This is a genomic window from Ralstonia sp. 1138 (assembly GCF_040544795.1).
Classification (GTDB): domain Bacteria; phylum Pseudomonadota; class Gammaproteobacteria; order Burkholderiales; family Burkholderiaceae; genus Ralstonia; species Ralstonia flatus.
Window position 1 is genome coordinate 1 of sequence record NZ_JBEPKQ010000006.1, and the last position, 21545, is coordinate 21545.

The following is a 21545-nucleotide window of genomic DNA, read 5'->3' on the forward strand; positions in this document are numbered from 1 at the left end:
CACTTGGCTGGCATGAAGGATTCGAAGGTGATCGTCGCGATCAACAAGGATCCGGAAGCGCCGATCTTCCAGGTGGCGGACTACGGCCTCGTGGGTGATCTGAACGCCGTCGTGCCGGAGCTGGTGAGCGCAGCCGGGTGAACAGCAAACAGCAAACTCATGGAGAACGCTGATGGCAGATCTTTTTAGCAACCCGATGGGATTGATGGGATTCGAGTTTGTGGAATTCGCATCCCCGACGCCAAACACCCTCGAGCCGCTGTTTGAGACGCTCGGCTTTACCCTTGTCGCGCGGCATCGTTCAAAAGACGTTCTTCTTTATAGACAAGGGGAAATCAACTTCATCGTCAACCGTGAGCCGAAGAGCCTGGCTGCCTACTTCGCGGCTGAACACGGGCCCAGTGCGTGCGGCATGGCGTTCCGAGTCAGGGATTCCCATCAAGCGTTTAATCGCGCGCTCGAACTCGGTGCCCAACCGATCGACATTCCGACGGGCCCCATGGAGTTGCGCCTTCCTGCCATCAAGGGCATCGGCGGTGCGCCGATCTACCTCATCGACCGCTTTGAAGACGGCAAGTCCATCTACGACATCGACTTCGAATTCATCGAAGGCGCAGATACACACCCCACAGGATATGGACTGAAGCGAATCGACCATCTGACGCACAACGTCTACCGTGGGCGCATGGCGTTCTGGGCGGCCTTCTACGAAAAATTGTTCAATTTCCGAGAGCTTCGATACTTCGACATCCAAGGCGAGTACACGGGGCTGGCGTCGCGGGCGATGACGGCGCCCGATGGGAAGATCCGAATCCCCCTGAATGAAGAGTCGTCCAGGGGCAGCGGCCAGATCGAAGAATTCCTCCTGCAGTTCAATGGAGAAGGCATTCAGCACATCGCGCTGCTGACGGACAACCTGATCGACACCATCGATCAGCTGCAGTTGGCCGGCGTGCCGTTGATGACCGCGCCGAACGACTATTACTACGAAGCACTGGAGGCGCGCCTGCCGAATCATGGGCAGCCCATCGAGCAGTTGAAGGCGCGAGGTATTCTTCTGGATGGCAGTACTTCCGGCGGGAAACCTCGCCTGTTGCTGCAGATCTTTTCTCAAACCGTGCTGGGGCCGGTCTTCTTTGAATTCATTCAACGTCAGGGCGACGAAGGTTTCGGTGAAGGCAACTTCAAAGCGCTGTTCGAGTCGTTGGAGCGCGACCAAATCTCGCGCGGGACGCTCAAAACAGAAGGCTGACGTCAGGAGGGGAGAGGCAATGAAGTGGTTGACTGTTTTCGCGCTTGCCCTGTGCTGTTGGGCCACCGCATCACAGGCGCAAAGTGGTGATATCGCGGCGCATGTTGAAGTGCATGCAATTCCGTCCCTCACGCTCTCGGACACCCAGGTCTTGACCGGCAGCAAAGATGGAAAGCCGGTGACGGTGGGGGGTGTGCTGCGCCTGTCCCAGGCAGGCGGGCGTCAACCGGTAGTGGTGCTCATCCACGGTTCCAGCGGCATTGGCCCCAACATCGAGATGTGGGAGCGCATTTTTAACGCCATGGGCATCGCCACGTTCGCCGTCGACGGCTTCACGGGGCGAGGCATCGTTTCGACCAGTCGCGACCAAAGCCAACTGGGCCGGTTGAATCTCATCATCGACGCGTATGGAGCACTCTCCGTGCTCGCGCACCACCCGCGAATCGATCCCCAACGAATTGTTCTGATGGGATTCTCGCGCGGCGGGCAGACCACGTTGTATGCGGCGATGCGCCGGCTTCACCGTTTGTGGAATACGAGCGGTGCGCGCTTCCAGGCATACATTCCGTTTTACCCCGACTGCATGACGCGGTATCAAGACGACACCAACATTGACGCTCCAATCCGAGAATTCCATGGTGCCGACGATGACTATGACCCGCCCCAGCAGTGCGCGGCGTACGTGGAGCGGTTACGCGAGGCTGGCAAAGACGCTTTGATGACGGTTTACCCAGACGCGCCTCATGCATTTGATCTGCCGTTCGATATGGCACCCACCGTGGCCAAGGGATCGCAAACTGTCCGCGCGTGCCAGATTGCAGAAGACGCACAGGGGACATTGATCAACGTCGCCACGCAATCCGAATTCAGCTTCCAGGATGCGTGCGTGCAACTGGACCCCCATGTTGGGGCCAACACCCAGGCGAGAGATGCGGCGATCCGTGACGTCCGTGCCTACTTGGGCAGGCTTTTCTCTCAGCATTAAACCCACAGGCCGACTGAATTTTTCCCTTCATAGAACGAGCGAGAGCGACTTATGAAAGTACCCCAGAGCCGGTGGCTCAAATCCGCTGCAATCTTTGTCGGGCTCATGGCGAGCCTCTTCACCCTAGCGATCGAGGCAAAAGAAGTGGGTAGCCCGATCCGAAATATCGTCCTGGTGCATGGCGCCTTTGCCGATGGCTCCAGTTGGTCAGAGGTCATCTCGGCCTTGCAGCGCAAGGGCTACCACGTCACCGCGGTTCAGAACCCGCTGACTTCGTTGCCGGACGATGTCGCTGCCACCCGCCGTGTTCTGGCCCGGCAGTCGGGTGACGTCATCCTGGTAGGCCACTCCTATGCGGGCGCCGTGGTAACTGAAGCGGGGAATGCCGACAACGTCAAAGGCATCGTCTACCTCTCTGCGCTTGTACCGGACAGCGGCGAATCGGTATCGGACCTTCTGACCCGCCTGAAGGCGCCCATGGAAGGACTCAAGCCTGATGGTGAAGGTCTGATCTGGCTCGATGATCCAGTAGCCTATCGCCAAGTCATGGCGGGCGACGTACCTGAGTCCCGTGCGCGCATTCTTGCGGCTACGCAGGTGCCCATTTCTGCATCCGCGTTTGAAGGCAAGGTCTCTCATGCGGCATGGCACGACAAACCAACGTGGTATCTCGTTACCGAAGAGGACCATGCGCTCAAGACGCCCGTGCAGCGTGAGTTGGCCGAACAGATCAAGGCTCGCGTGACGACGGTGAAATCGAGCCATATGTCGTTGGTCTCGCACCCGGCCGTGGTGGCGAACCTGATTGATCGCGCCGCTCGAGAGGCGCGCCGGTGAACCCCTGCCGCGATGAAGCCTCACGAGGCTGTGCACCTCGTGGCTTCATCGCCGCATCAGTGTGCGCTGGGCCCAGGAGCGGCCTCGTCGTGGGCAGCGGCTCGGGAGGTCATCACTGGCAACTCAGCCGCAAGAAACTCAATGAAGGCACGCACCGCCGGCACGACACCTCGCCGCGAGGGAAACACCGCATGAAGCTGGTGTGACGGCATACGGTATTCAGGCAACAGAACCACAAGCCGTCCATCCTGTATGGCCGGTCCGCACAGATCGACGGGCAATTGCGCCACACCCGCACCACGGAGTGCCATCTGCTCAAGCAGGTACACATCGTCGGTCACGAGCGTCGGCTTGTAGTGAATTTCCTGAGCCCGGTCATCGGGCCCGGTGACCTCCCAACGAGCGGGCTCGCCACGCCCGCCACCAGGCCCGATTCCGCTCACGCCTTGTAGCGCGTCTACCGTATGGAATGGGCCGTGCCTTTCTACAAAGGCAGGGCTGGCCGCAAGCACCTGCTCACTCAGGCCGAAACTGCGCAAGACCAACTCTGAATCATCGAGCGTGGATCGGATACGCAAAGCCACGTCGTAGCCTTCTGCGATGACATCGACGCGACGGTTGGTCAGGTCAAGTTCCAGCCGCACATCAGGGTGGGCCTCAAGAAATTTCGCCAATACAGGGGCGAGGAAGATGTGTGCCACGCCGACCGGGCAACTCACGCGCAGCCGTCCTGAGGGCTTGTCGCTTGCTCGTTCTGCAACCTCCATTGCCGCTTGCACGGATTGCGTGATGGCCTCGCAGTGCGCATAAAAAGCCGACCCCACGTCGGTCACGCGCACGGCGCGCGTGGATCGCTGCAGCAATCGAACGCCAAGCCGTTCCTCCAGCTCTGCCACGCAGCGGCTGACCCGAGATTTCGGGATGCCAAGCGCCCGCGCAGCACTGGAGAAATTGCCATGCGTGACCACAGCAGCAAACATGACGAGATCGTTGAGATCCTCCACGACAACGCTCCAAAAACGGTGGCTGGGATGAGTGAGGATTGTCTCATTCATAGGACGCTCCGTAGCGAAACGCGCCCCTAGTTCCACATGCGCCGTCCCCCTATCTTGACTTCCATCCCAACGTTTTTTCGGAGAGACGCCATGCAAATCCTGCACCTCGATTCCAGCATCCTTGGCGACGCTTCTGCGTCGCGTGTCCTGAGCGCAGCCATCACAGACGAGCTGCGCCGCGATAACCCTGCGGCCGTGGTTGTGCATCGGGATCTCGCGCTTGAGCCGATTCCTCATCTGGATGGCGCCATCGCCGCCGGTTTTCGCAGCCCAGGTGTCGGCGATTTTGATGACGCCACGCGAGCAGAACACGCGCGCTCTGAAATGCTGGTCAAGGAACTGCTTGCCAGTGACGTAATCGTTGTTGGCGCGCCGATGTACAACTTCTCGGTGCCCAGCCAGTTGAAGGCCTGGATCGATCGGGTGGCCCAGGTCGGCCGCACGTTCAAGTACACGGAGAACGGCCCCGTGGGCCTGATCGAGGGCAAGCGCGTGATCGTTGCCTCAACGCGTGGCGGCATGTATTCGGCTGGGCCCGCCGCAATCATGGACTTTCAAGAAGCCTATCTGAGCGCGGTGTTCGGCTTTCTAGGCATTGTCGATGTCCGCTTTGTGCGCGCTGAGCGGCTCTCCCGGGGCGCAGACGCGCGCAGCGAGGCCATGAGCGCGGCACACGCCAGCGTACGAGAGGCCGCTTACCCCACCGGGCTTTGACTCGGTTCAAGCGAGACGCGTCGTCCAGATTCTTCCGCAACCTGATCCCCCTGGAGATTGAATCCATGCTGTATGCCATCACGCTCAATTACATCCGCCCGATGGAAGAGGTGGAAAGTCATCTCGATACCCATCGCGATTGGCTCGTCGAGTACACCAGACAAGGGCGGATTCTTGTGGCCGGACCACTGGAACCGCGAACCGGTGGCTTTGTGCTGGCCGCCTGCGACAACCGCGCGGAGCTTGACGCCATGCTCGAGAAAGACTCGTTCCACGTGCACAAGCTGGTCGACTACGCCATCGTCGCGGCAACGCCCGCGCTGCGTGCCGGCGAATTTCCAGCGAAATGGGCCCCCGACGCCAAGGCCGTGTAAGCCGGACCAAGATATCTCGAATACGGGCGCCGACCTGCTGGACGCGACAGCCATGAAGCGCAATGCATGGCTGCCTCGCTGTTCGCGGGTGCCGTTGCGGGCCTAAGGCGGAGGGGACAAAACAGAAGTAAGGGAGGGGGCGTCATGCTGGCAGCTTTAGGGGCGCCGGATTCCACATCACCGGGACCATCCGATAGCCGTCACCATCTCGTACCAGATGGCCGAGCGCTGGGAACGGGAAGTGGAACCCGTGCACCAGCATCCTTTCCGCTACGGCCTTGTCGTACAGCGTGCGGCGCGTCTTCTCTGCCAGGACGGGGTCCATATCCGTGGCGCCATGCCAACCGGGGTGGCGGATGAACAGGGCGGGGTGCGTGGTCGCATCCCCTTGGATCAGAACCTTGTCGGTGCCCGATGCAACAACGAACGACGTGTGCCCTGGGGTATGCCCGTGTGTCGCCAAGGCAGTGACCCCTGGGGCGACTTCTGCATTGGGCTGGAACTGCTTCACGCTGTTGCCCAGAATTCCAAAGATGCGACGTGCGCGCTCGAAGTTTGCCTTCATGCTTTCTGACGTTGCGCGGGCCATCTGCGTGGAGTCCATCCAAAAGCCATATTCGGCATCCGACACCCAGATCTCGGCGTTGGGAAACGCCGGCTTCCCGTCTGCTGTCACCAGACCACCAATGTGGTCTGCATGGAAATGGGTAATCAGTACCTTGTCGACCGCTGCCGCACTGTGGCCGGCCGCCGCCAGGTTGGTGTGGAACTGACCGCCTACGCCACGGCTCTGCCGGAATGCCGCCTCGCCCAACCCGGTGTCGATAACGACAAGCTGCCCCTGCGTTTTCACCACGGCAGGCGTGAAAGTCAGGGTGATGGCGTCTGTAGGGAAAAACGCTTCATGCAGCGCGCGTGCCACTGTCGCCGGCGGGATGTTGGAAACAAAGTCATCCCTGCGCGCGAACGTGTTCGACCCATCGGTGACGGAAAGCAATTCGATTTCGCCTACGGCATGTCTGTACACGCCCGGTGCTGTGTTCTCGGCCATGGGATGCGAAGTCGCGGATGCATCAGAGGCTGTGGTTGCGGCAACCGCCTTTTCCGCAGCGGCTGCGCTTCTTGAAACGCCATACGCGGTAGCTGCTGCCAGTGTCGTGCGCGCCAGGAACGTGCGGCGTGAGACGTTGTTCATGCGGAAGACTCCTTAGTTGGAGGACGCTCGCCAAGCGCTGACGCCATCCTCGGTCAATTGGCTTTCTACGTAACCATTGTCGTTGCCCACACTGTTGAAATTAAGAGATAAAAATACAAAACAGCTATATTGGCTGTTCATAAATGTAGGAGGCCGATGATGGAACGCGATGATTTGATCGACCTGAACGCCTTCGTCGCCATTGCAGAAGAGCAGAGCTTCACCCGGGCGGCAGCGCGGCTGTCCACGTCGCAATCTGCGCTCAGCCATACCTTGCGGCGGCTCGAAGCCCGGCTTGGCGTGCGCCTGCTCACACGCACCACGCGCAGCGTTGCCCTGACCGCAGCGGGTGAAGTGTTTCTGCAAGGCCTGAAACCGGCCTTCGAAGCCATCGACGCAAGCCTTGGTGCCGTCGGATCGTTGCGCGAGACCCCGAGCGGAAGCATCCGGATCACGGCGCCCCGGCACGCCGCAACCGCGGTGCTATGGCCCGCGCTGCGCACGTTTGCGACCGACTACCCAGATGTCGAGGTTGAGGTCAGCACAGACGCCGCGCTACGCGATCTCTTGCGTGACAGGTTTGATGCGGGTATCCGGCTGGGTGAACTCGTTGCGGACAACATGGTTGCCGTCAGAATCGGTCCCGACCTGCGTCTGGCCGTTGTGGCGGCGCCCGAGTATGTTGCCCGTCACGGCATCCCGAAAACGCCTCGCGACCTGGCGCAGCACGCATGCATCAATTTCCGCCTGCCCGGCAGCGGCGGGCTCTATGCCTGGCAATTCAGGAAGGGGCGCCAGGAACTGAAGGTGCGCGTGGGCGGGCAACTCGTCTTCAATGACCCGGACATGATCCTTGCCGCGGCGGCCGATGGGCACGGCATTGCCTGCCTGATCGAGGACCACGCTGCGCACGTGATTCAGAGCGGCCGGCTTGTGCGGCTATTGGAGGATTGGTGCCCACCGTTCTCTGGTTACCACCTGTATTACCCCACCCGCAAAAACAACTCCGCCGCATTCCGGTTGCTGGTGGACCGATTGCGCGCGGGGTAACGTGGCGATTTGTGGCCAGCACCAAGGAGGAAGCACAGCGGGTAGAGCCCCATGTTTACCCGAATGTCGACGGTCGCCCGGGACTGAACGTGCGGGACATACCTTCTTTTTGTGATTCATGATGCACATAATTGATATCCCGGAAAGAGGTACGAGTTTGGATGAGCTTGCTTCGTGGCGCGATCCGCGGCCTTTTCGTCGCGCAGCATTTGCCTGGCCGCATCCAGCAACCTGTTGATGGAAAAGGGATTCTTCGAGGGAAGGCCGGGCGGCGGACGCGAGGGAGTTGAGAGTTGAGTGAACAAAGTTCAACGTTGAGTGAATCTCGACACCGACAGTAACTTCCGCCGCGCCCGTTCTTGAAATCGTAATACCCCGTCCCTATAATTAGCACTCGCCGGACAGGAGTGCTAACAATGTCTCCAGTCCCCGATGCTTTCCCGATGCGCCGCGTTCTGCGGCGCGTTTTGTGAATAAACACTCACTTTGCATTGAGGAGTTGTGTATGAACCTGCGTCCTTTGCACGACCGCGTGATCGTGAAGCGCCTGGACAACGAAACCAAGACCGCTTCGGGCATCGTCATCCCTGACGCCGCCGCTGAAAAGCCGGATCAAGGCGAAGTGCTGGCCGTCGGCCCGGGCAAGAAAGACGACAAGGGCAATGCGATCGCGCTGGACGTGAAGGTCGGCGACCGCGTGCTGTTCGGCAAGTACGCCGGCCAGGGCGTCAAGGTGGATGGTCAGGAAGTCTTGGTCATGCGCGAAGAAGACATCATGGCCGTGGTGCAAAAGTAAGCACGCGCTCCGCCGCATCGCTTACCCGTAACCCAATCCTCATTGCCGGCGCCGCTGACTGAGCGCGCGGGCAACATCCAAAGATCTCGGAGATTCTCAAGATGGCAGCTAAAGACGTAGTGTTCGGCGACGCCGCACGTGCCAAGATGGTCGAAGGCGTGAACATTCTCGCCAACGCAGTGAAGGTGACCCTGGGCCCGAAGGGCCGCAACGTGGTGCTGGAGCGCAGCTTCGGTGGCCCGACCGTGACCAAGGACGGTGTGTCGGTCGCCAAGGAAATCGAGCTGAAGGACAAGCTGCAGAACATGGGCGCGCAAATGGTCAAGGAAGTCGCTTCCAAGACCAGCGACAACGCCGGTGACGGCACCACCACCGCAACAGTGCTGGCCCAGTCGATCGTGCGCGAAGGCATGAAGTACGTTGCCGCCGGCATGAACCCGATGGACCTGAAGCGCGGCATCGACAAGGCCGTGACGGCTGCCGTCGAAGAGCTGAAGAAGATCAGCAAGCCGACGACCACCAGCAAGGAAATCGCTCAAGTTGGCGCCATCTCGGCCAACAGCGACGAATCCATCGGCCAGCGCATCGCTGAAGCCATGGACAAGGTCGGCAAGGAAGGCGTGATCACTGTGGAAGACGGCAAGTCGCTGGCCGACGAGCTGGACGTCGTGGAAGGCATGCAGTTCGACCGCGGCTACCTGTCGCCGTACTTCATCAACAACCCGGAAAAGCAAGTTGTCCAGCTGGACAACCCGTTCGTGCTGCTGTTCGACAAGAAGATCAGCAACATCCGCGACCTGCTGCCGGTGCTGGAACAAGTTGCGAAGGCTGGCCGTCCGCTGCTGATCATCGCTGAAGACGTCGAAGGCGAAGCTCTGGCAACGCTGGTGGTGAACAACATCCGCGGCATCCTGAAGACGGCTGCTGTGAAGGCTCCGGGCTTCGGCGACCGCCGCAAGGCCATGCTGGAAGACATCGCCATCCTGACGGGCGGCCAGGTCATCGCTGAAGAAGTCGGCCTGACCCTGGAAAAGGCAACCCTGAACGACCTGGGCCAAGCCAAGCGCGTTGAAATCGGCAAGGAAAACACCACGATCATCGATGGCGCAGGCGATGCCCGCAACATCGAAGCCCGCGTGAAGCAAGTGCGTGCCCAGATCGAAGAAGCGACGTCGGACTACGACCGTGAGAAGCTGCAAGAGCGCGTGGCCAAGCTGGCCGGCGGTGTTGCCGTGATCAAGGTTGGCGCTGCCACCGAAGTCGAAATGAAGGAAAAGAAGGCCCGCGTGGAAGATGCGCTGCACGCAACGCGCGCTGCCGTGGAAGAAGGCATCGTGGCTGGTGGCGGTGTTGCACTGCTGCGTGCCCGTGCACTGATCTCCGGCCTGAAGGGTGCCAACGCTGACCAAGACGCCGGTATCAAGATCGTGCTGCGCGCCATGGAAGAGCCGCTGCGCCAGATCGTCACCAACGCTGGCGACGAGGCTTCGGTTGTGGTGTCGAAGGTCATCGAAGGCAAGGGCAACTACGGCTACAACGCCGCCACCGGCGAGTACGGTGACCTGGTGGAAATGGGCGTGCTGGACCCGACCAAGGTGACCCGCACCGCGCTGCAGAACGCCGCTTCGGTCGCTTCGCTGATGCTGACGACGGACTGCGCCGTGGCAGAACTGCCGAAGGACGATGCAGCTCCGGCAATGCCGGGCGGCATGGGTGGCATGGGCGGCATGGACGGCATGATGTAATTTGCCGTTCCGGCCCTGGCCCGGCCATCCTTCGGGATGGCTGTTCCAAACAAAGAACCCCGTGGGTGCGAGCCCGCGGGGTTTTTTGTTGGTCGCTTTGTTAAGACGGTGTTAACGCTGCAAGGCACTCGGCTTCGCTACAATCGGCCCACCCGCGAGCCTCGGCGTCCTCAAGTCTCGATGATCTCGATGAGCGTCCTGAAGCGGGGCACGACAACAACTCAGGGAAGGGAATACAGATGAACGACATCGCACGCGAGTCCGTCCTGGGCAGCGCCCCGGGTGGTCCCCCCGCAGCTGCACCGCAACCCTTGCGACTGCGCTTTATCGGCAGCGGCTCGGAATACTTCCGCATCTGGATCGTCAACCTGCTGCTGACCATCGTCACGCTCGGTATCTACTCGGCCTGGGCGAAGGTGCGCACGCTGCAGTATTTCTATCGCAACACGCAACTGGCAGGGTCGAGCTTCGATTATCACGGCAGCCCCATCGCCATTCTCAAGGGCCGCGCGATCATCTTCGTGCTGGCGTTTGCGTTCAACCTGCTCGGTCATTCGTCGCCGCTGCTGGGGCTGGCGCTGCTGATCGTGATGGCTGCGGCGTTTCCGTGGCTGCTCGTGCGCTCGCTGCGTTTCCGCATGGCCAATTCCAGCTACCGCGGCCTGCGCTTTGCCTTTACGGGCAAGGATGCCGAGGGCTACATGGTGTTCCTGGTGTGGCCGATCTTGAGCGTGCTGTCGCTGTACCTGCTCGCACCGCTGGCGCACCAGCGCTTCAAGCGCTTCCAGCACAAGAACACGCGCTTCGGTACCGCGCAGTTCGATTTTTCCGGCACGCCGGGCAACTTCTATGGCGTGTACCTGCGGACGTTCGGACTGGCGATACTGGCCTTCGTCGTGGCCTCGTGCCTCGCGTTGCTGCTGGGCGTGTCGTTGCATCGTGCGCCGGGCGTGGGCCAGATCTTCGGCTTCATCGTCATCGGCCTGTTCATGTATGCCGCGATGCTGTTCCTGACGCCGTATTTCCTGTCGCGCCTGCAGAACGTGGTGTGGAACCACACCACGCTGGGTGCGCATCGCTTCCAGAGCCAGGTGGGTGCGGGCAAGCTGTTCTGGATCTTCGTGTCCAATGCGGTGCTGATCCTGATCACCGTCGGCCTGTTCACCCCGTTTGCACGTGTGCGTACGGCGCGCTACAAGCTCGACTCGGTGACGATGATCGCGGCCGGTTCGCTCGATACCTTCGTTGCCGGTGAAACCACCAACGTGGGCGCCCTGGGCGACGCCACGGTGGACTGGTACGACATCGATATCGCGCTGTAAACGCGCTGCAAGGCAAAGGCACCGGCTGTGATTCTCGCGACCTACTTCGACGGCCGTACTTCGCGCGCGCAACCCGTGCGCCTTGCCGTCGAGGCGGGCGAGGCAGTGTTGTTCGAGCCCGAAGGCACGGTGCTGCGCCGCGCGCCGCTCTCTACGCTGCGGGTGTCGGAGCGCGTCAAGCATGCGCCGCGGCTGATCACCTTCGAAGACGGCGCATTTTGCGAGATCAACGACCCGGCGGAGCAGACCTCACTGAATGCGCTGCTGCATCGAACGGGTTATCGCGAGGGCTGGGTCGTGCTGGCGCAGAACAGCTGGAAGCTGGCGCTGGGCTCGCTGCTGGCCATGGTGGTGGTGCTTGCGCTGGGCTATCGATACGGTTTGCCGTGGGGCGCCAAGGTGGTCGCCAACATGGTGCCGCAGCGTGCCGAGGCGCAACTGGGGCGCAGCACGCTCAAAGCCATGGACGAGCGCTGGCTCCGGCCCAGCAAGCTGCCCGTCGCCCAGCAGGACCGCATCCGCGCACGCTTTGCCGCGCTGCACCGGCCGCCGCAGGCCACGCACACGTATCACATCGTGTTTCGGGATGCCGACATCGGCGCGAATGCGTTTGCGCTGCCCGGCGGCGACATCGTCGTGACCGACGCGCTGGTCAAGCTGGTGGGCGAGGGCGATGGCCTGACGGGTGTGCTGGCCCACGAGGCGGGTCACGTTGAATATCGCCACGGGTTGCGGCAGGTGATTCAGTCGTCGGCCATTGGGGCAACGGCGGCGCTGCTGTTTGGCGATGTCTCGACGATCCTGTCAGGTGTGCCGGCGGCGCTGCTGACGCTGCGCTATTCGCGTGACTACGAGCGCGACGCCGACCGCTATGCCGCGCTGCTGCTGCAGGAGAACGGCGTGTCTGTCGGCGCGTTTGCCGATGTGCTGCAGGCGCTGGAAGACACGCATGGCGGCACGCGCAAGGCAGAGGCTGCGAAGAAGCCCGAGGCCGCCAGCGATGACGATGCCTCGGCGTTCTTCTCGTCGCACCCGCTCACGCGCGAGCGCATCGACACGCTGCGCCGCTTCGACCGCACGCACGGCGGCAGCGACAGCGGCGAGGCCGACTGACCCGGAGCACGCAGCTGCGTCAGCGGAACGTCCAGAACCGGTGCAGCACAAAGGTCAGCGGCGGCACCGTCGATAGGATGCCCGCTAGTCCGGTCCAATAGCTCAAGCCCAGCGTCTGCGCGCACCACGAAATTGCCAGCGTTAGCGCCAGGCCCAACAGTGAGACGGCGTAGAAGCGCAGGAAGTTGGCGCGCGCCGGTTTGGCCGAAAAACTCCACAGGGCATTGAGCAGGTACGAACACACGTTGGCGCAGACAAAGGCCGCGCCGTTGGCTGTGACCTGCGTTGCGGAGACGCCGCTGATGAGCGCTGTGGCAATCGCCACATGCACGCCGGTGGCGACGACCCCAGACACCCCAAAGCGGAACACGCGGATCAGCAACATGCGATCCGGCAGCGGCAGCACGCCGGCCAAGGTGTTCATGACGCTCGATTCTGCGTGTCGCATGATGCGTCTCCGGTTGGCCTCAACGCCGTGTGGCGTGGCTGCGCTGGCGTTCTCCTTGCGGCTGGCGCGGGCGAGCGCTGGCAATCGGGATCACTTGCCGGTTGTTGATACTCGGTACGCGGGTGCGCGGGCGGCGCTCCTGATAGCGGCGCTTGACCAGGTAGATGGGGCGGCCCTTCGCTTCGTCATAGATGCGGCCGACGTATTCGCCGATCATTCCCAGGCCGATCATCTGCAGCCCGCCGAAGAGCAGCATCAGCGACAGCTCCGAGGCGTAGCCCGGCACCACCACGCCGAAGATCATTGTGCGCAGGATGATGAAGGCGCCATAGCAGAACGCCAGCGCAGCAACGAGCGCACCGAGATACGTCCAACTGCGCAACGGCAGTGTGCTGAAACTCGTGATGCCTTCCAGCGCGAAGTTCCACAGCCGCCAGCCGGAAAACTTTGACGAGCCCGCGCTGCGTTTCTCACGCTCGTACTGCACGATGACCGTGCTGAAACCGACCCAGGCAAACAGGCCTTTCATGAAGCGGTGCCGCTCCGGCAGCTGCTTGAGCGCGTTCACCACGGCGCGGTCCATCAGCCGGAAGTCGCCCACGTTCTCGGGCAGTTTCAGGTCGGACAGCTTGTTGTGGATGCGGTAATAGGCAGTGGCCGTCACGCGCTTGAGGTACGAGTCGCAAGCGCGGTTGGCGCGCTGTGCCAGCACGACTTCGGCGCCTTTGCGCCAGTGCGCCACCAGCGTGGGGATCAGCTCCGGCGGGTCCTGCAGGTCCGCATCGATGGGGATGACGGCATCGCCCTGCGCGTCGTCCAGGCCGGCGGTCAGTGCCGCTTCCTTGCCGAAATTGCGGGTCAGGTCCACCACCCGCACGCGGGCGTCGGCCTGCGATACGGCGACGAGCTTGGCGAGCGTGTCGTCTGCACTGCCATCGTTCACGCACACGATCTCGAACTGCATGCTGTCGATCGATTCCAGGATCGGCACCACGCGGGCGAAGAACAGGTGCAGCGCATCGCCTTCGTTGTAGAACGGTACGACGAGGGAAAGCAGAGGCGCGTCGTGTGGGTCTTGATGATTCGGTTGCATGACTTCCCCCAAAACTTTGATGACGATATGCAGACCTATGACTGGTCTGTCGATGCTTATGCGGTGGTGCGTGCGTTCGCCGCTGCCGGCATGGCTGTCGTAGCCGGCAGGCCGGACTTGGTGCTGATGGCGGTGTGCACGCGTGCGTGCGTGAGCGTTCGGTGCACGGTCATCGTCATCATCGCCACCAGGAAAAACGGCCCGACCTGCGGTAGCTGGAACAACGGATTGGTGAATTCGAATACCGGCAACAGCCATGCCGCAACCAGCAGCCAGCGCTCCATGCCCGACAGGCCGAAGCGAATGCCATGGCTGACATAGCCGGCGATCGCCACGACGAGCCACGTCAGTTCATACGCCCGCACATAAGGCGAGATGAGCAGCGTGGCGGTTGCCAGCGCAGCAACACGCAGCCCGGTGTCGCTCGTGCGGCGCCACACGATGGCGGTGGCAAGCGTTGCCAGTATGGCCACCGACATTTGAATCGCATAGGCCAGCTTGATACCGATGCCGGCTGCGCGCGCCGCCGCCAGGAAGGTCGGCATGACATACCACGCAGTGCCGCCGTGTTCGACGAGGTTGGTCTCGGCCCAGTGCGCGCTCTGGATGAAGGCGGGCACGGTGTCCCAGCCGCAGACGGCAATGCTGATGGCGCCGAACAGCACGGCGGTGACTGCCGCGCTGGCCATCGTCTTCCATGCGCGAGCTGCGAGCAGCACCACCGGAAACAGCAGCGCCAGTTGCGGCTTGATGGCGAGCAGGCCAATGGCCACGCCGGCCAGTACGGGCCGCTTGTCGAGCCATGCCACGGCCGTGGCGGCCAGCCCCGCGGTGAGCATGGAGTTCTGCCCCATCAGCACCGTCACGAACACGGCCGGTGAGCTGAGCACCGACATCCACGCGTGCTGACGCGCATCCACCTTGTCCCCCAGCAGCCGAGTTGTGGCCTTCACATAGAGGCCGCCGGTGGCCAGCATGAACAGCAGATAGCTCGGCCACAGCGGCAACAGCGACAACGGCAGCACTACTAGCAGGAAGGTCGGCGGATAGAGCCACGGCAGAATGCGCTCGCTGCCCGCTTCCAGCGTGCCGAACTGGTTGATCACCACCATGATCTTGTCGATGTCGTAGGCGTCGAGCGGGTGACCATGGAGGGCGATGTGCGATGCGCCCCAGAAGACCGAGAAGTCCGACGCGGGCCCGGTGATGCGCGTATCCGTGAAGCCGTTCGTCACCCACGCACCCAGCGCGAAGATCAGCAGGAAGACAGCGAGCGCCAGCTTGCTGCCTTTGCGCACCGTGCCGGCGTTGATCCAATGACGATCCGCCACCGGCTGCGCGTGTTGCTGTTGATTCGACTGGACCATGGCGCGTTCCCCGTGAATGGTCTGTGTGCCTAGTTTGCGAGGCGCGGTGGCACATAGGCGCCATAGTTCGTGCCGGAGCCGCCCCCGCTGACCTTCGTGTTGGTGGTGAAGTTGCCCTCGATGTACGAGTGCGTGCCGTTGGTGACGACCTTTGTGATCGTGAAGCCAGCAAACGCCACCACAGGTGAACTCGACCCGGGCACAACGTTGGCCACCACCGGCATCGTCACGGTGTAGGGCAGCGCGGGGATCGCGTTATAGACGCTGGTCTTCACACCGGTGGAGATGTTGATGGTGTCGCCAATACTCACGGTGGTCGGGTTGCCGCTTGCGACCAGGCCTTTTTCGGTGTTGGCGTCGGTGGCGCCGCCAAAGCCGGTCCACTCGCCGCTGGCGCAGGTGTTGGTGCCGGGCGGATAGCTGGCGTCGATGTCGATCACGTAGGGCTTGCCGGTCGACGGATCATTCAGCGGCTGATTGGTGGTGTAGTTCCAGTACAGATCGAACAGGCACTTGTTGAGCGCCACCGGAAACAGCGCTCCCGGGTTGGCCGTGCCCGGCGCGGCGATGACGGCGACGGCCGTGGCACGGATGTCCGCCGTGCCGCCGCCAAACACCCATGTCAGCCAGCCTTTGACAGCGCCACCGTTGACGCCCGATGCGCGCGTAATGGTGACTTGCACGCCCGGCACATCGTTCGTTCCCGGTGTGATGGTTTGCGCCTGCATGCCGGCTGGGGTGCCGGTCAGGTTCCAGTAGCCGGCTGTGACGGTGCCCGTGGCGAGGGTCTTGCCGTCGGACGCGTTCAGCGTGACAGCATTGGTGCCCTTGGTGACGGCGTTGCTCCACTGCGGCGTGGGGCTGATCGGGTTGAGTCCCGCGGCGCCTGCCAGCGCCGCCGCGTCCGCCGCGTTCTGCAGCTCATTGCGCACCACATACAGGTGCGCCACGTCGACGGCGATCGCACCGATCGACAGGAAGACAACCAGCAACATCGGGGCAATCATTCCGACCGCGCCGCGTTGCCGTAGAGAGAGGGCTTGCTGGGTCATGGCACACCTCGCACAGTGCAGGAGCTGCGGGTTACTCGCAGAGCATGGTCGTCTGCGCGCTCATCGCAAGCGATCCCGTAAATGGCGCCAGCTTGCCGAGCACGAGGCCGGTGAACGTGTACGACACGGTGACCGTGAGTGGATTGCCGGAGGCCGAGCAGCTCGTGACCGAGCCCACCGTGCAGTTGGCCGCCGCGCCGAATGTCACCAGGCGGTTCTGGCAGTAGTTGGTCGCCACGCTCTGGATCTTGGTGCTGGTCGGCACCGGGTTGCCAAAGACGACGCCCGCGCGCGCAGCCTCGCGGCTGGCGTTGGTGATGACCGCCTTGTCGTACCACGCCGCGCCAAATTCGACGATGCCGAACACCACGAGCAGCAGGATCGGAAAGACCAGGGCGAACTCGACCCCGGCGGCGCCGCGCATCTTGCGCGTGCGGGCAGGGCGGTGCGCGGTACGTTGGGAGGCACGGGAGCGCATGATGGTCTCCTTGAAACGATAGCGGGTCGGCTGTTTGACTTCGATTTACTGTTGGGCCGCAACCGAGCGCAGTGCGCCGATCACCTGGATGGCTGCGGGGCCCAGCAGCACGACAAACAGCGACGGGAAGATGCAGAAGATCAGCGGGAAGAGGATCTTCGTTCCGATCTTGGCCGCGCGTTCTTCAGCCAGCATGTGGCGCTTGGTGCGCAGCATGTCCGAATGCACGCGCAGCGATTCGGCCACGCTGGTGCCGAATCGGTCTGCCTGGATCAGCATGGCCACCAGCATGCTGACGTCTTCCACGCCGGTGCGGGCGGCCAGGTTGCGCAGGGCCTTTTCACGTGCGAGGCCGGCCCGCAGTTCGAGTGTCAGCAGTTCGTATTCTTCGGCCAGCGCGGGGCGCGCCGTCCGCATTTCTTCCACCACGCGCAGCACGGCGGCATCCAGCCCGAGGCCCGCTTCCACGCACACCATGATGAGGTCCAGGCTGTCGGGAAACGCTTCGAAGATGTCGCGCTGGCGGCGGCGGATCTTTGCGCGCAGCACGATGTTCGGCAGGTAGAAGCCCACCAGCGCGGCACCGAACAGCACGCTCAGGAATTCGTTCTGGTGGTTGGCGTCAAAGCGGCCCAGCAGCACCACCGACAGCAGCAGCGGCAGCCCGATCGCCAGCATCGTCTTGATGCCGAAGTAGATGGCGGGTGCATCCGGCGAGCGCCAGCCGGCATGCACGAAGCGCGTGCGCAGGTCGGAAGATTCCCAGCCGTCCTTGGGTAGCGACGCCTTGGCCAGCGGCTTGGCGATCTGGCTGATCTTGTGCAGCCAGTCGTTGGAAGTGTCCTGCGGCACGAGGCTCGGCGCTTCACGGTCGATCTGCCCGAGACGGCGCTGCAGCGCACTCGGCCGCAGCACATTGAGTGCCACCAGCACCGCGCCAAAGACGATGATGAACGTGCCGCCAAGCAAGACTGTCTGTGCGATCTGCATGTCCGTTCAGGGTTGCCCCTGCCTCCGAATTCTGTTCTGTGCTCTATGGCGCTGTGTCGTGTCAGATGTGGATGCGTACGATCTGGCGGATCCACAACACGCCCACACACGTCATCACAATGGCCGACCACATCATCTGAATGCCCGTCGGGTCTTTCCACAGCGTGGACATCAATTCCGGGTTCAACTGATAGACCACCAGTGCCATGCCCGGCGGCAGCGCGGTCAGGATCCAGCCGCCGAGGCGGCCCTCTGCCGACAGCACGCGCACCTTGTCGAGCAATTGCAGGCGCTTGCGAATGAGCGAGCCCACGTTGTCCAGGATCTCGGCCAGGTTGCCGCCGGATTCGCGCTGGATGAGGATGGCGATCACCAGGTAGCGCAGGTCGTCCACCGGCACGCGGTCGATCAGGCCGGCGAGTGCGTCGTTCAACGAGACGCCGTAGTTGATCTGACTGAACACCATCGCCAGCTCGGCGCCGATCGGCTGCGGCAGTTCATCGCCTGCCATCTCGAGCGCGCTTGGCAGGGAGTGGCCGGCACGCAGCGCGCGGCTGATCAGGTCGGTGGCTTCCGGCAGTTGCGCTTCAAGCTTCATCAGCCGGCGCGTACGTCGATGCAGCACGTAGAACAGCGGCAACGAGGCGCCCGCAGCGGCCAATGCGAGCGATGCGACCCACGGCGGATTGAGCGGCGAGACGCCGATGAACACCACCGCGGGCACCGCAAGCGTCAGCGCCAGAAACCGGGCGACCGACCAGTCCAGCCCCGATTGCAGCAACAGCAGGTCGAGCCGGTTGACGCGAGGCAGCCGGCCCAGCAGTGCCGCCACTTCGGGCGATTCCGCCAGCACGCGCTGCTTGAGGATGCTCTCGTCGGCGCCGTGCCGTGCGCTGCTGAGAAGCGCCATCTTCAGCCGCTGGCTCAGGCGCTTGGCGGTCTGGCTGTGGCGGCTGTCCCACCACAGATACGCAGCGGATACGCCCAGCACAATGGCTACGAAAACCGAGAGCGTGAAACCGATCACCATGGTGTCCATGTCGGTTCTCCTTCAGACCTCGTATTGCACCGAGGGGTCGTACAGGGTTTCCGGCAGATGGATGCCGAAGGCCTGCAGACGTTCCGAGAACTTGGGCCGCACGCCCGTCGCGCAGAAGTGGCCCTTGATGCGGCCGTCCGCGTCGATGCCCTTGCGGCGGAAGGTGAAGATCTCCTGCATGTTCACGACTTCGCCTTCCATGCCGGTGATCTCTTGCACGCTCACCAGCTTGCGATTGCCGTCGGTCAGGCGCGTGACCTGCACCACCACCGTCAGCGCCGAGGTGATCTGCTGGCGCATCGTCTTGGGCGGCAGTTGCAGGCCCGCCATGCTGACCATGTTCTCGAGCCGCGTGAGTGCATCGCGCGGTGTGTTCGCGTGAATGGTGGCGAGCGACCCTTCGTGCCCGGTGTTCATCGCATGCAGCATGTCGAGCGCTTCTGCGCCGCGCACTTCGCCGAGGATGATCCGATCGGGCCGCATCCGCAGGGCGTTCTTCACCAGCGAGCGTTGCGTGATCTCGCCGCGGCCTTCGATGTTGGCGGGGCGCGTTTCCAGGCGCAGCACATGGTTCTGGCGCAGTTGCAGTTCGGCCGCATCTTCAATGGTGACGATGCGTTCGTTTGCCGGGATGTAGCCCGACAGGATATTCAGCAGCGTCGTCTTGCCGCTGCCCGTGCCGCCCGAGATCAGGATGTTCAGCTTGGCCTTGACCATCGCATCGAGCAGCTGCGCCATTTCCGGCGTCATCGTGCGGAAGTTGACCAGGTCCTGGATCGTCAGCGGGTTGACCGAGAAACGCCGGATCGACAGCAGCGGCCCATCGATCGCCGAGGGCGGAATGATCGCGTTGATACGCGAGCCATCGGGCAGCCGCGCATCCACCATCGGGCTCGATTCGTCGATGCGGCGGCCGACGCGCGACACCATCTTTTCAATCACGCGCATCAGGTGGGCGTCGTCGTGGAAGGTCACGCTCGTCAGCTCGAGCTTGCCGCGGCGTTCCACGTACACGTACTTGTGCGTGTTGACGAGGATGTCGGAGACGGTCGGGTCGGCCAGCAGCGGTTCGAGCGGGCCGTAGCCGAGCATCTCGTCCTGCACGTCGGAGACGAGGCGGCGGCGTTCGCTCTCATTGAGCTGGTGCTTGCCTTCGTCGACGATGCGCTCGACCAGTTGCGCCAGTTCGCGCTTGATCTGCTCGGGCGTGAGTTGCTGCAGGCGGCTCAGTTCCACGCGGTCGATGATGATCTGGTGCACGTCCTGCGCCACTTGCTGATAGGCCGCGCTGGTGTGGCCATTCGAGCCGTTCGCGTAGGCCACGCGTTGCGGTAGCGCCTCGCCGGCTTGCTGAAAGAGTTGTTCTCGCAGTGACATGATGGGCTCCACGCGATCGATGGGTTAGAGACGTGTCGGGCGCTTGTCAGGCCCGCACCGGCGCCGGTACTTGGTTGGCATGGCCGAACAGCTTGCGCAGCAGGCCGTCGCGCTGCGGCTGCGTGGCAGGGAAGAGCTGCCGCGCCATGTCTGTGAGCGCGCGGCTGATCGGGCTGTTCTCGGCCACATCGAGCACGGGGCGGCCCTGGTTGACGGCGTCGCGCACGGTGGCCGGGTCATACGGCAGCACATGCGAGACGGGCATCCCGAAGGCGCTTTCCAGGGTGTTCTGCGTGAACGGCACGCGCTTGTCGTACTGATTGACGACAAGCTTCAGCCGTTCTGCGCGATAACCGAGCGAGTGGCAGATCTCCATCAGGCGGCGGCCGGCACGCAGGTAGGCGAGATTCAGTTGCAGCACGGCGTAAATCACGCTGCTGTGGTCCAGCACCAGGATCGACGCCGGGTTGATGTCCTGCCCGAGGTCGAACACGACCACGTCGTACATCGATGCGGCGAGCGTCAGCAGGCGTTCCAGATGCATCGCCTTGATCTCGCCGGCCTTGATCGGGTCACCCGCGCCGGCCAGGACGTCGAAGTCGGGGCCGACATGCGTGACGCAGGTATCGAGCAAGGCGGCATCGAGCCGGTCAATCTGGTTGCAGACATTGGCCAGCGTTGCCGGCGGGGTCTGGTCCGTCACCAGGAAGGCGGCGTCGCCGTATTGCTGGCAGAGATCGACCAGCAGCACGTGCTTGCCATGCCGTGCGCTGAGCACATGCGCAAAGTTGGCCGCAGTGAAGGTGGTGCCGCTGCCGCCCTTGCACGACAGGAACGACAGCACCTGGCCCTCGTTGCGCGAGCCGGACAGCGCGTGGCTCGTGCAGCGTTGCAGCTCGTCGCGAAACTCGTGCGCGTCGGGCGGCCATGGCAGCACGCATTGCACGCCCGCGCGCATGGCCCGCATCAGCAGGTCGGCAGACGGGTTTTCCGTCAGCAGCATGCAGAGCGTGTCGGGGCGGTCCGTCGTCAGGCGGCGCAGCTGCTGGATGTCGTCGGCGCTGAAGGTGGCGGCTTCCAGGATCAGCAGATCGGCGCCCTGCGCGAGCCCTGGCTGGCCGAGTGCCTTGGCCGGGGCGGCGCACGTGCGCTGAACGACGTGGCTGGTGGCCTGTGCAATCAGCCCTGCGAGGTATTGCAGGTGCGATTCGTCGGCGGATACGAGAGCGATCTTGGCCATGGCCGGGCTCCTGTGAGCGTCTG

The 21545-nt window shown here is 62.9% G+C and carries 21 protein-coding genes and 1 pseudogene; 11 read left to right on the top strand and 11 right to left on the bottom strand.

Annotated features, from left to right (window positions below; all coding sequences use genetic code 11):
* From ABIC76_RS22375 to ABIC76_RS22390, 4 genes and pseudogenes are all read left to right on the top strand, one after another.
* Window positions 1-141, top strand: a pseudogene (locus ABIC76_RS22375) (electron transfer flavoprotein subunit alpha/FixB family protein); the annotation flags it as partial.
* A gap of 31 nt (window positions 142-172) precedes the next feature.
* Window positions 173-1252 carry a 4-hydroxyphenylpyruvate dioxygenase gene (hppD, locus tag ABIC76_RS22380; protein ID WP_354535291.1) on the top strand — a complete coding sequence of 360 codons (1080 nt, stop codon included), beginning with the start codon at window positions 173-175 and terminating at the stop codon, window positions 1250-1252.
* Between the two features lie 19 nt (window positions 1253-1271).
* Window positions 1272-2237 (top strand): dienelactone hydrolase family protein, encoded by a 966-nt coding sequence (locus tag ABIC76_RS22385; protein ID WP_354535292.1) that lies wholly within the window; start codon window positions 1272-1274, stop codon window positions 2235-2237.
* Between the two features lie 51 nt (window positions 2238-2288).
* Window positions 2289-3074, top strand: coding sequence for an alpha/beta fold hydrolase (locus ABIC76_RS22390; RefSeq protein WP_354535293.1), 786 nt, complete (start codon window positions 2289-2291; stop codon window positions 3072-3074).
* Between the two features lie 56 nt (window positions 3075-3130).
* On the opposite strand, the gene ABIC76_RS22395 is transcribed toward ABIC76_RS22390, so the two are convergent.
* Window positions 3131-4078 carry a LysR family transcriptional regulator gene (locus ABIC76_RS22395; protein ID WP_354535421.1) on the bottom strand — a complete coding sequence of 316 codons (948 nt, stop codon included), beginning with the start codon at window positions 4076-4078 and terminating at the stop codon, window positions 3131-3133.
* 141 nt (window positions 4079-4219) lie between these two features.
* Here ABIC76_RS22395 and ABIC76_RS22400 point away from each other — a divergent pair, with 141 nt between their 5' ends.
* Together ABIC76_RS22400 and ABIC76_RS22405 are read left to right on the top strand one after the other, a co-directional pair.
* Entirely contained in the window at window positions 4220-4843 is a 624-nt protein-coding gene (locus ABIC76_RS22400) for an FMN-dependent NADH-azoreductase (protein ID WP_354535422.1), read from the top strand.
* 65 nt (window positions 4844-4908) lie between these two features.
* Window positions 4909-5217: a YciI family protein gene (locus tag ABIC76_RS22405; RefSeq protein ID WP_102064647.1), complete on the top strand. Its 309-nt coding sequence runs from the start codon at window positions 4909-4911 to the stop codon at window positions 5215-5217.
* Window positions 5218-5359: 142 nt separating this feature from the next.
* Here ABIC76_RS22405 and ABIC76_RS22410 read toward each other — a convergent pair whose 3' ends face one another.
* Window positions 5360-6412, bottom strand: coding sequence for an MBL fold metallo-hydrolase (locus ABIC76_RS22410; RefSeq protein ID WP_354535294.1), 1053 nt, complete (start codon window positions 6410-6412; stop codon window positions 5360-5362).
* A 159-nt stretch (window positions 6413-6571) separates the two neighbouring features.
* On the opposite strand from ABIC76_RS22410, the gene ABIC76_RS22415 reads away from it, so the two are divergent.
* From ABIC76_RS22415 to ABIC76_RS22435, 5 genes are all read left to right on the top strand, one after another.
* A complete protein-coding gene (locus ABIC76_RS22415; RefSeq protein ID WP_354535423.1) occupies window positions 6572-7462 on the top strand; it encodes a LysR family transcriptional regulator in 891 nt (296 codons plus the stop codon).
* A gap of 505 nt (window positions 7463-7967) precedes the next feature.
* Complete coding sequence (groES, locus tag ABIC76_RS22420; RefSeq protein WP_009238929.1) at window positions 7968-8258, top strand: co-chaperone GroES; 291 nt, start codon at window positions 7968-7970, stop codon at window positions 8256-8258.
* Between the two features lie 101 nt (window positions 8259-8359).
* Window positions 8360-10003, top strand: coding sequence for a chaperonin GroEL (gene groL / locus ABIC76_RS22425; RefSeq protein ID WP_009238928.1), 1644 nt, complete (start codon window positions 8360-8362; stop codon window positions 10001-10003).
* Between the two features lie 239 nt (window positions 10004-10242).
* On the top strand, window positions 10243-11325 hold the full coding sequence (locus ABIC76_RS22430; RefSeq protein ID WP_354535295.1) for a YjgN family protein: 1083 nt from the start codon (window positions 10243-10245) through the stop codon (window positions 11323-11325).
* A 27-nt stretch (window positions 11326-11352) separates the two neighbouring features.
* A complete protein-coding gene (locus ABIC76_RS22435) occupies window positions 11353-12438 on the top strand; it encodes a M48 family metallopeptidase (RefSeq protein ID WP_354535296.1) in 1086 nt (361 codons plus the stop codon).
* Window positions 12439-12457: 19 nt separating this feature from the next.
* Here ABIC76_RS22435 and ABIC76_RS22440 read toward each other — a convergent pair whose 3' ends face one another.
* The 9 genes from ABIC76_RS22440 to ABIC76_RS22480 form a co-directional block, all read right to left on the bottom strand.
* Entirely contained in the window at window positions 12458-12886 is a 429-nt protein-coding gene (locus ABIC76_RS22440) for a GtrA family protein (protein ID WP_027678048.1), read from the bottom strand.
* Window positions 12887-12905: 19 nt separating this feature from the next.
* Complete coding sequence (locus tag ABIC76_RS22445; RefSeq protein WP_354535297.1) at window positions 12906-13979, bottom strand: glycosyltransferase family 2 protein; 1074 nt, start codon at window positions 13977-13979, stop codon at window positions 12906-12908.
* 56 nt (window positions 13980-14035) lie between these two features.
* Window positions 14036-15346: a glycosyltransferase family 87 protein gene (locus ABIC76_RS22450; protein WP_354535298.1), complete on the bottom strand. Its 1311-nt coding sequence runs from the start codon at window positions 15344-15346 to the stop codon at window positions 14036-14038.
* A 29-nt stretch (window positions 15347-15375) separates the two neighbouring features.
* Window positions 15376-16398, bottom strand: a complete 1023-nt coding sequence (locus ABIC76_RS22455) for a TadG family pilus assembly protein (protein ID WP_102064654.1) — start codon at window positions 16396-16398, stop codon at window positions 15376-15378.
* A 31-nt stretch (window positions 16399-16429) separates the two neighbouring features.
* On the bottom strand, window positions 16430-16876 hold the full coding sequence (locus tag ABIC76_RS22460) for a TadE/TadG family type IV pilus assembly protein (RefSeq protein WP_354535299.1): 447 nt from the start codon (window positions 16874-16876) through the stop codon (window positions 16430-16432).
* A 45-nt stretch (window positions 16877-16921) separates the two neighbouring features.
* A complete protein-coding gene (locus tag ABIC76_RS22465; RefSeq protein WP_354535300.1) occupies window positions 16922-17866 on the bottom strand; it encodes a type II secretion system F family protein in 945 nt (314 codons plus the stop codon).
* A 61-nt stretch (window positions 17867-17927) separates the two neighbouring features.
* Window positions 17928-18905 (bottom strand): type II secretion system F family protein, encoded by a 978-nt coding sequence (locus ABIC76_RS22470; RefSeq protein ID WP_354535301.1) that lies wholly within the window; start codon window positions 18903-18905, stop codon window positions 17928-17930.
* A gap of 12 nt (window positions 18906-18917) precedes the next feature.
* Window positions 18918-20282, bottom strand: coding sequence for a TadA family conjugal transfer-associated ATPase (locus ABIC76_RS22475; RefSeq protein WP_102064658.1), 1365 nt, complete (start codon window positions 20280-20282; stop codon window positions 18918-18920).
* A gap of 46 nt (window positions 20283-20328) precedes the next feature.
* A complete protein-coding gene (locus ABIC76_RS22480; RefSeq protein WP_102064659.1) occupies window positions 20329-21522 on the bottom strand; it encodes a CpaE/TadZ family protein in 1194 nt (397 codons plus the stop codon).
* Window positions 21523-21545: the final 23 nt, after the last annotated feature.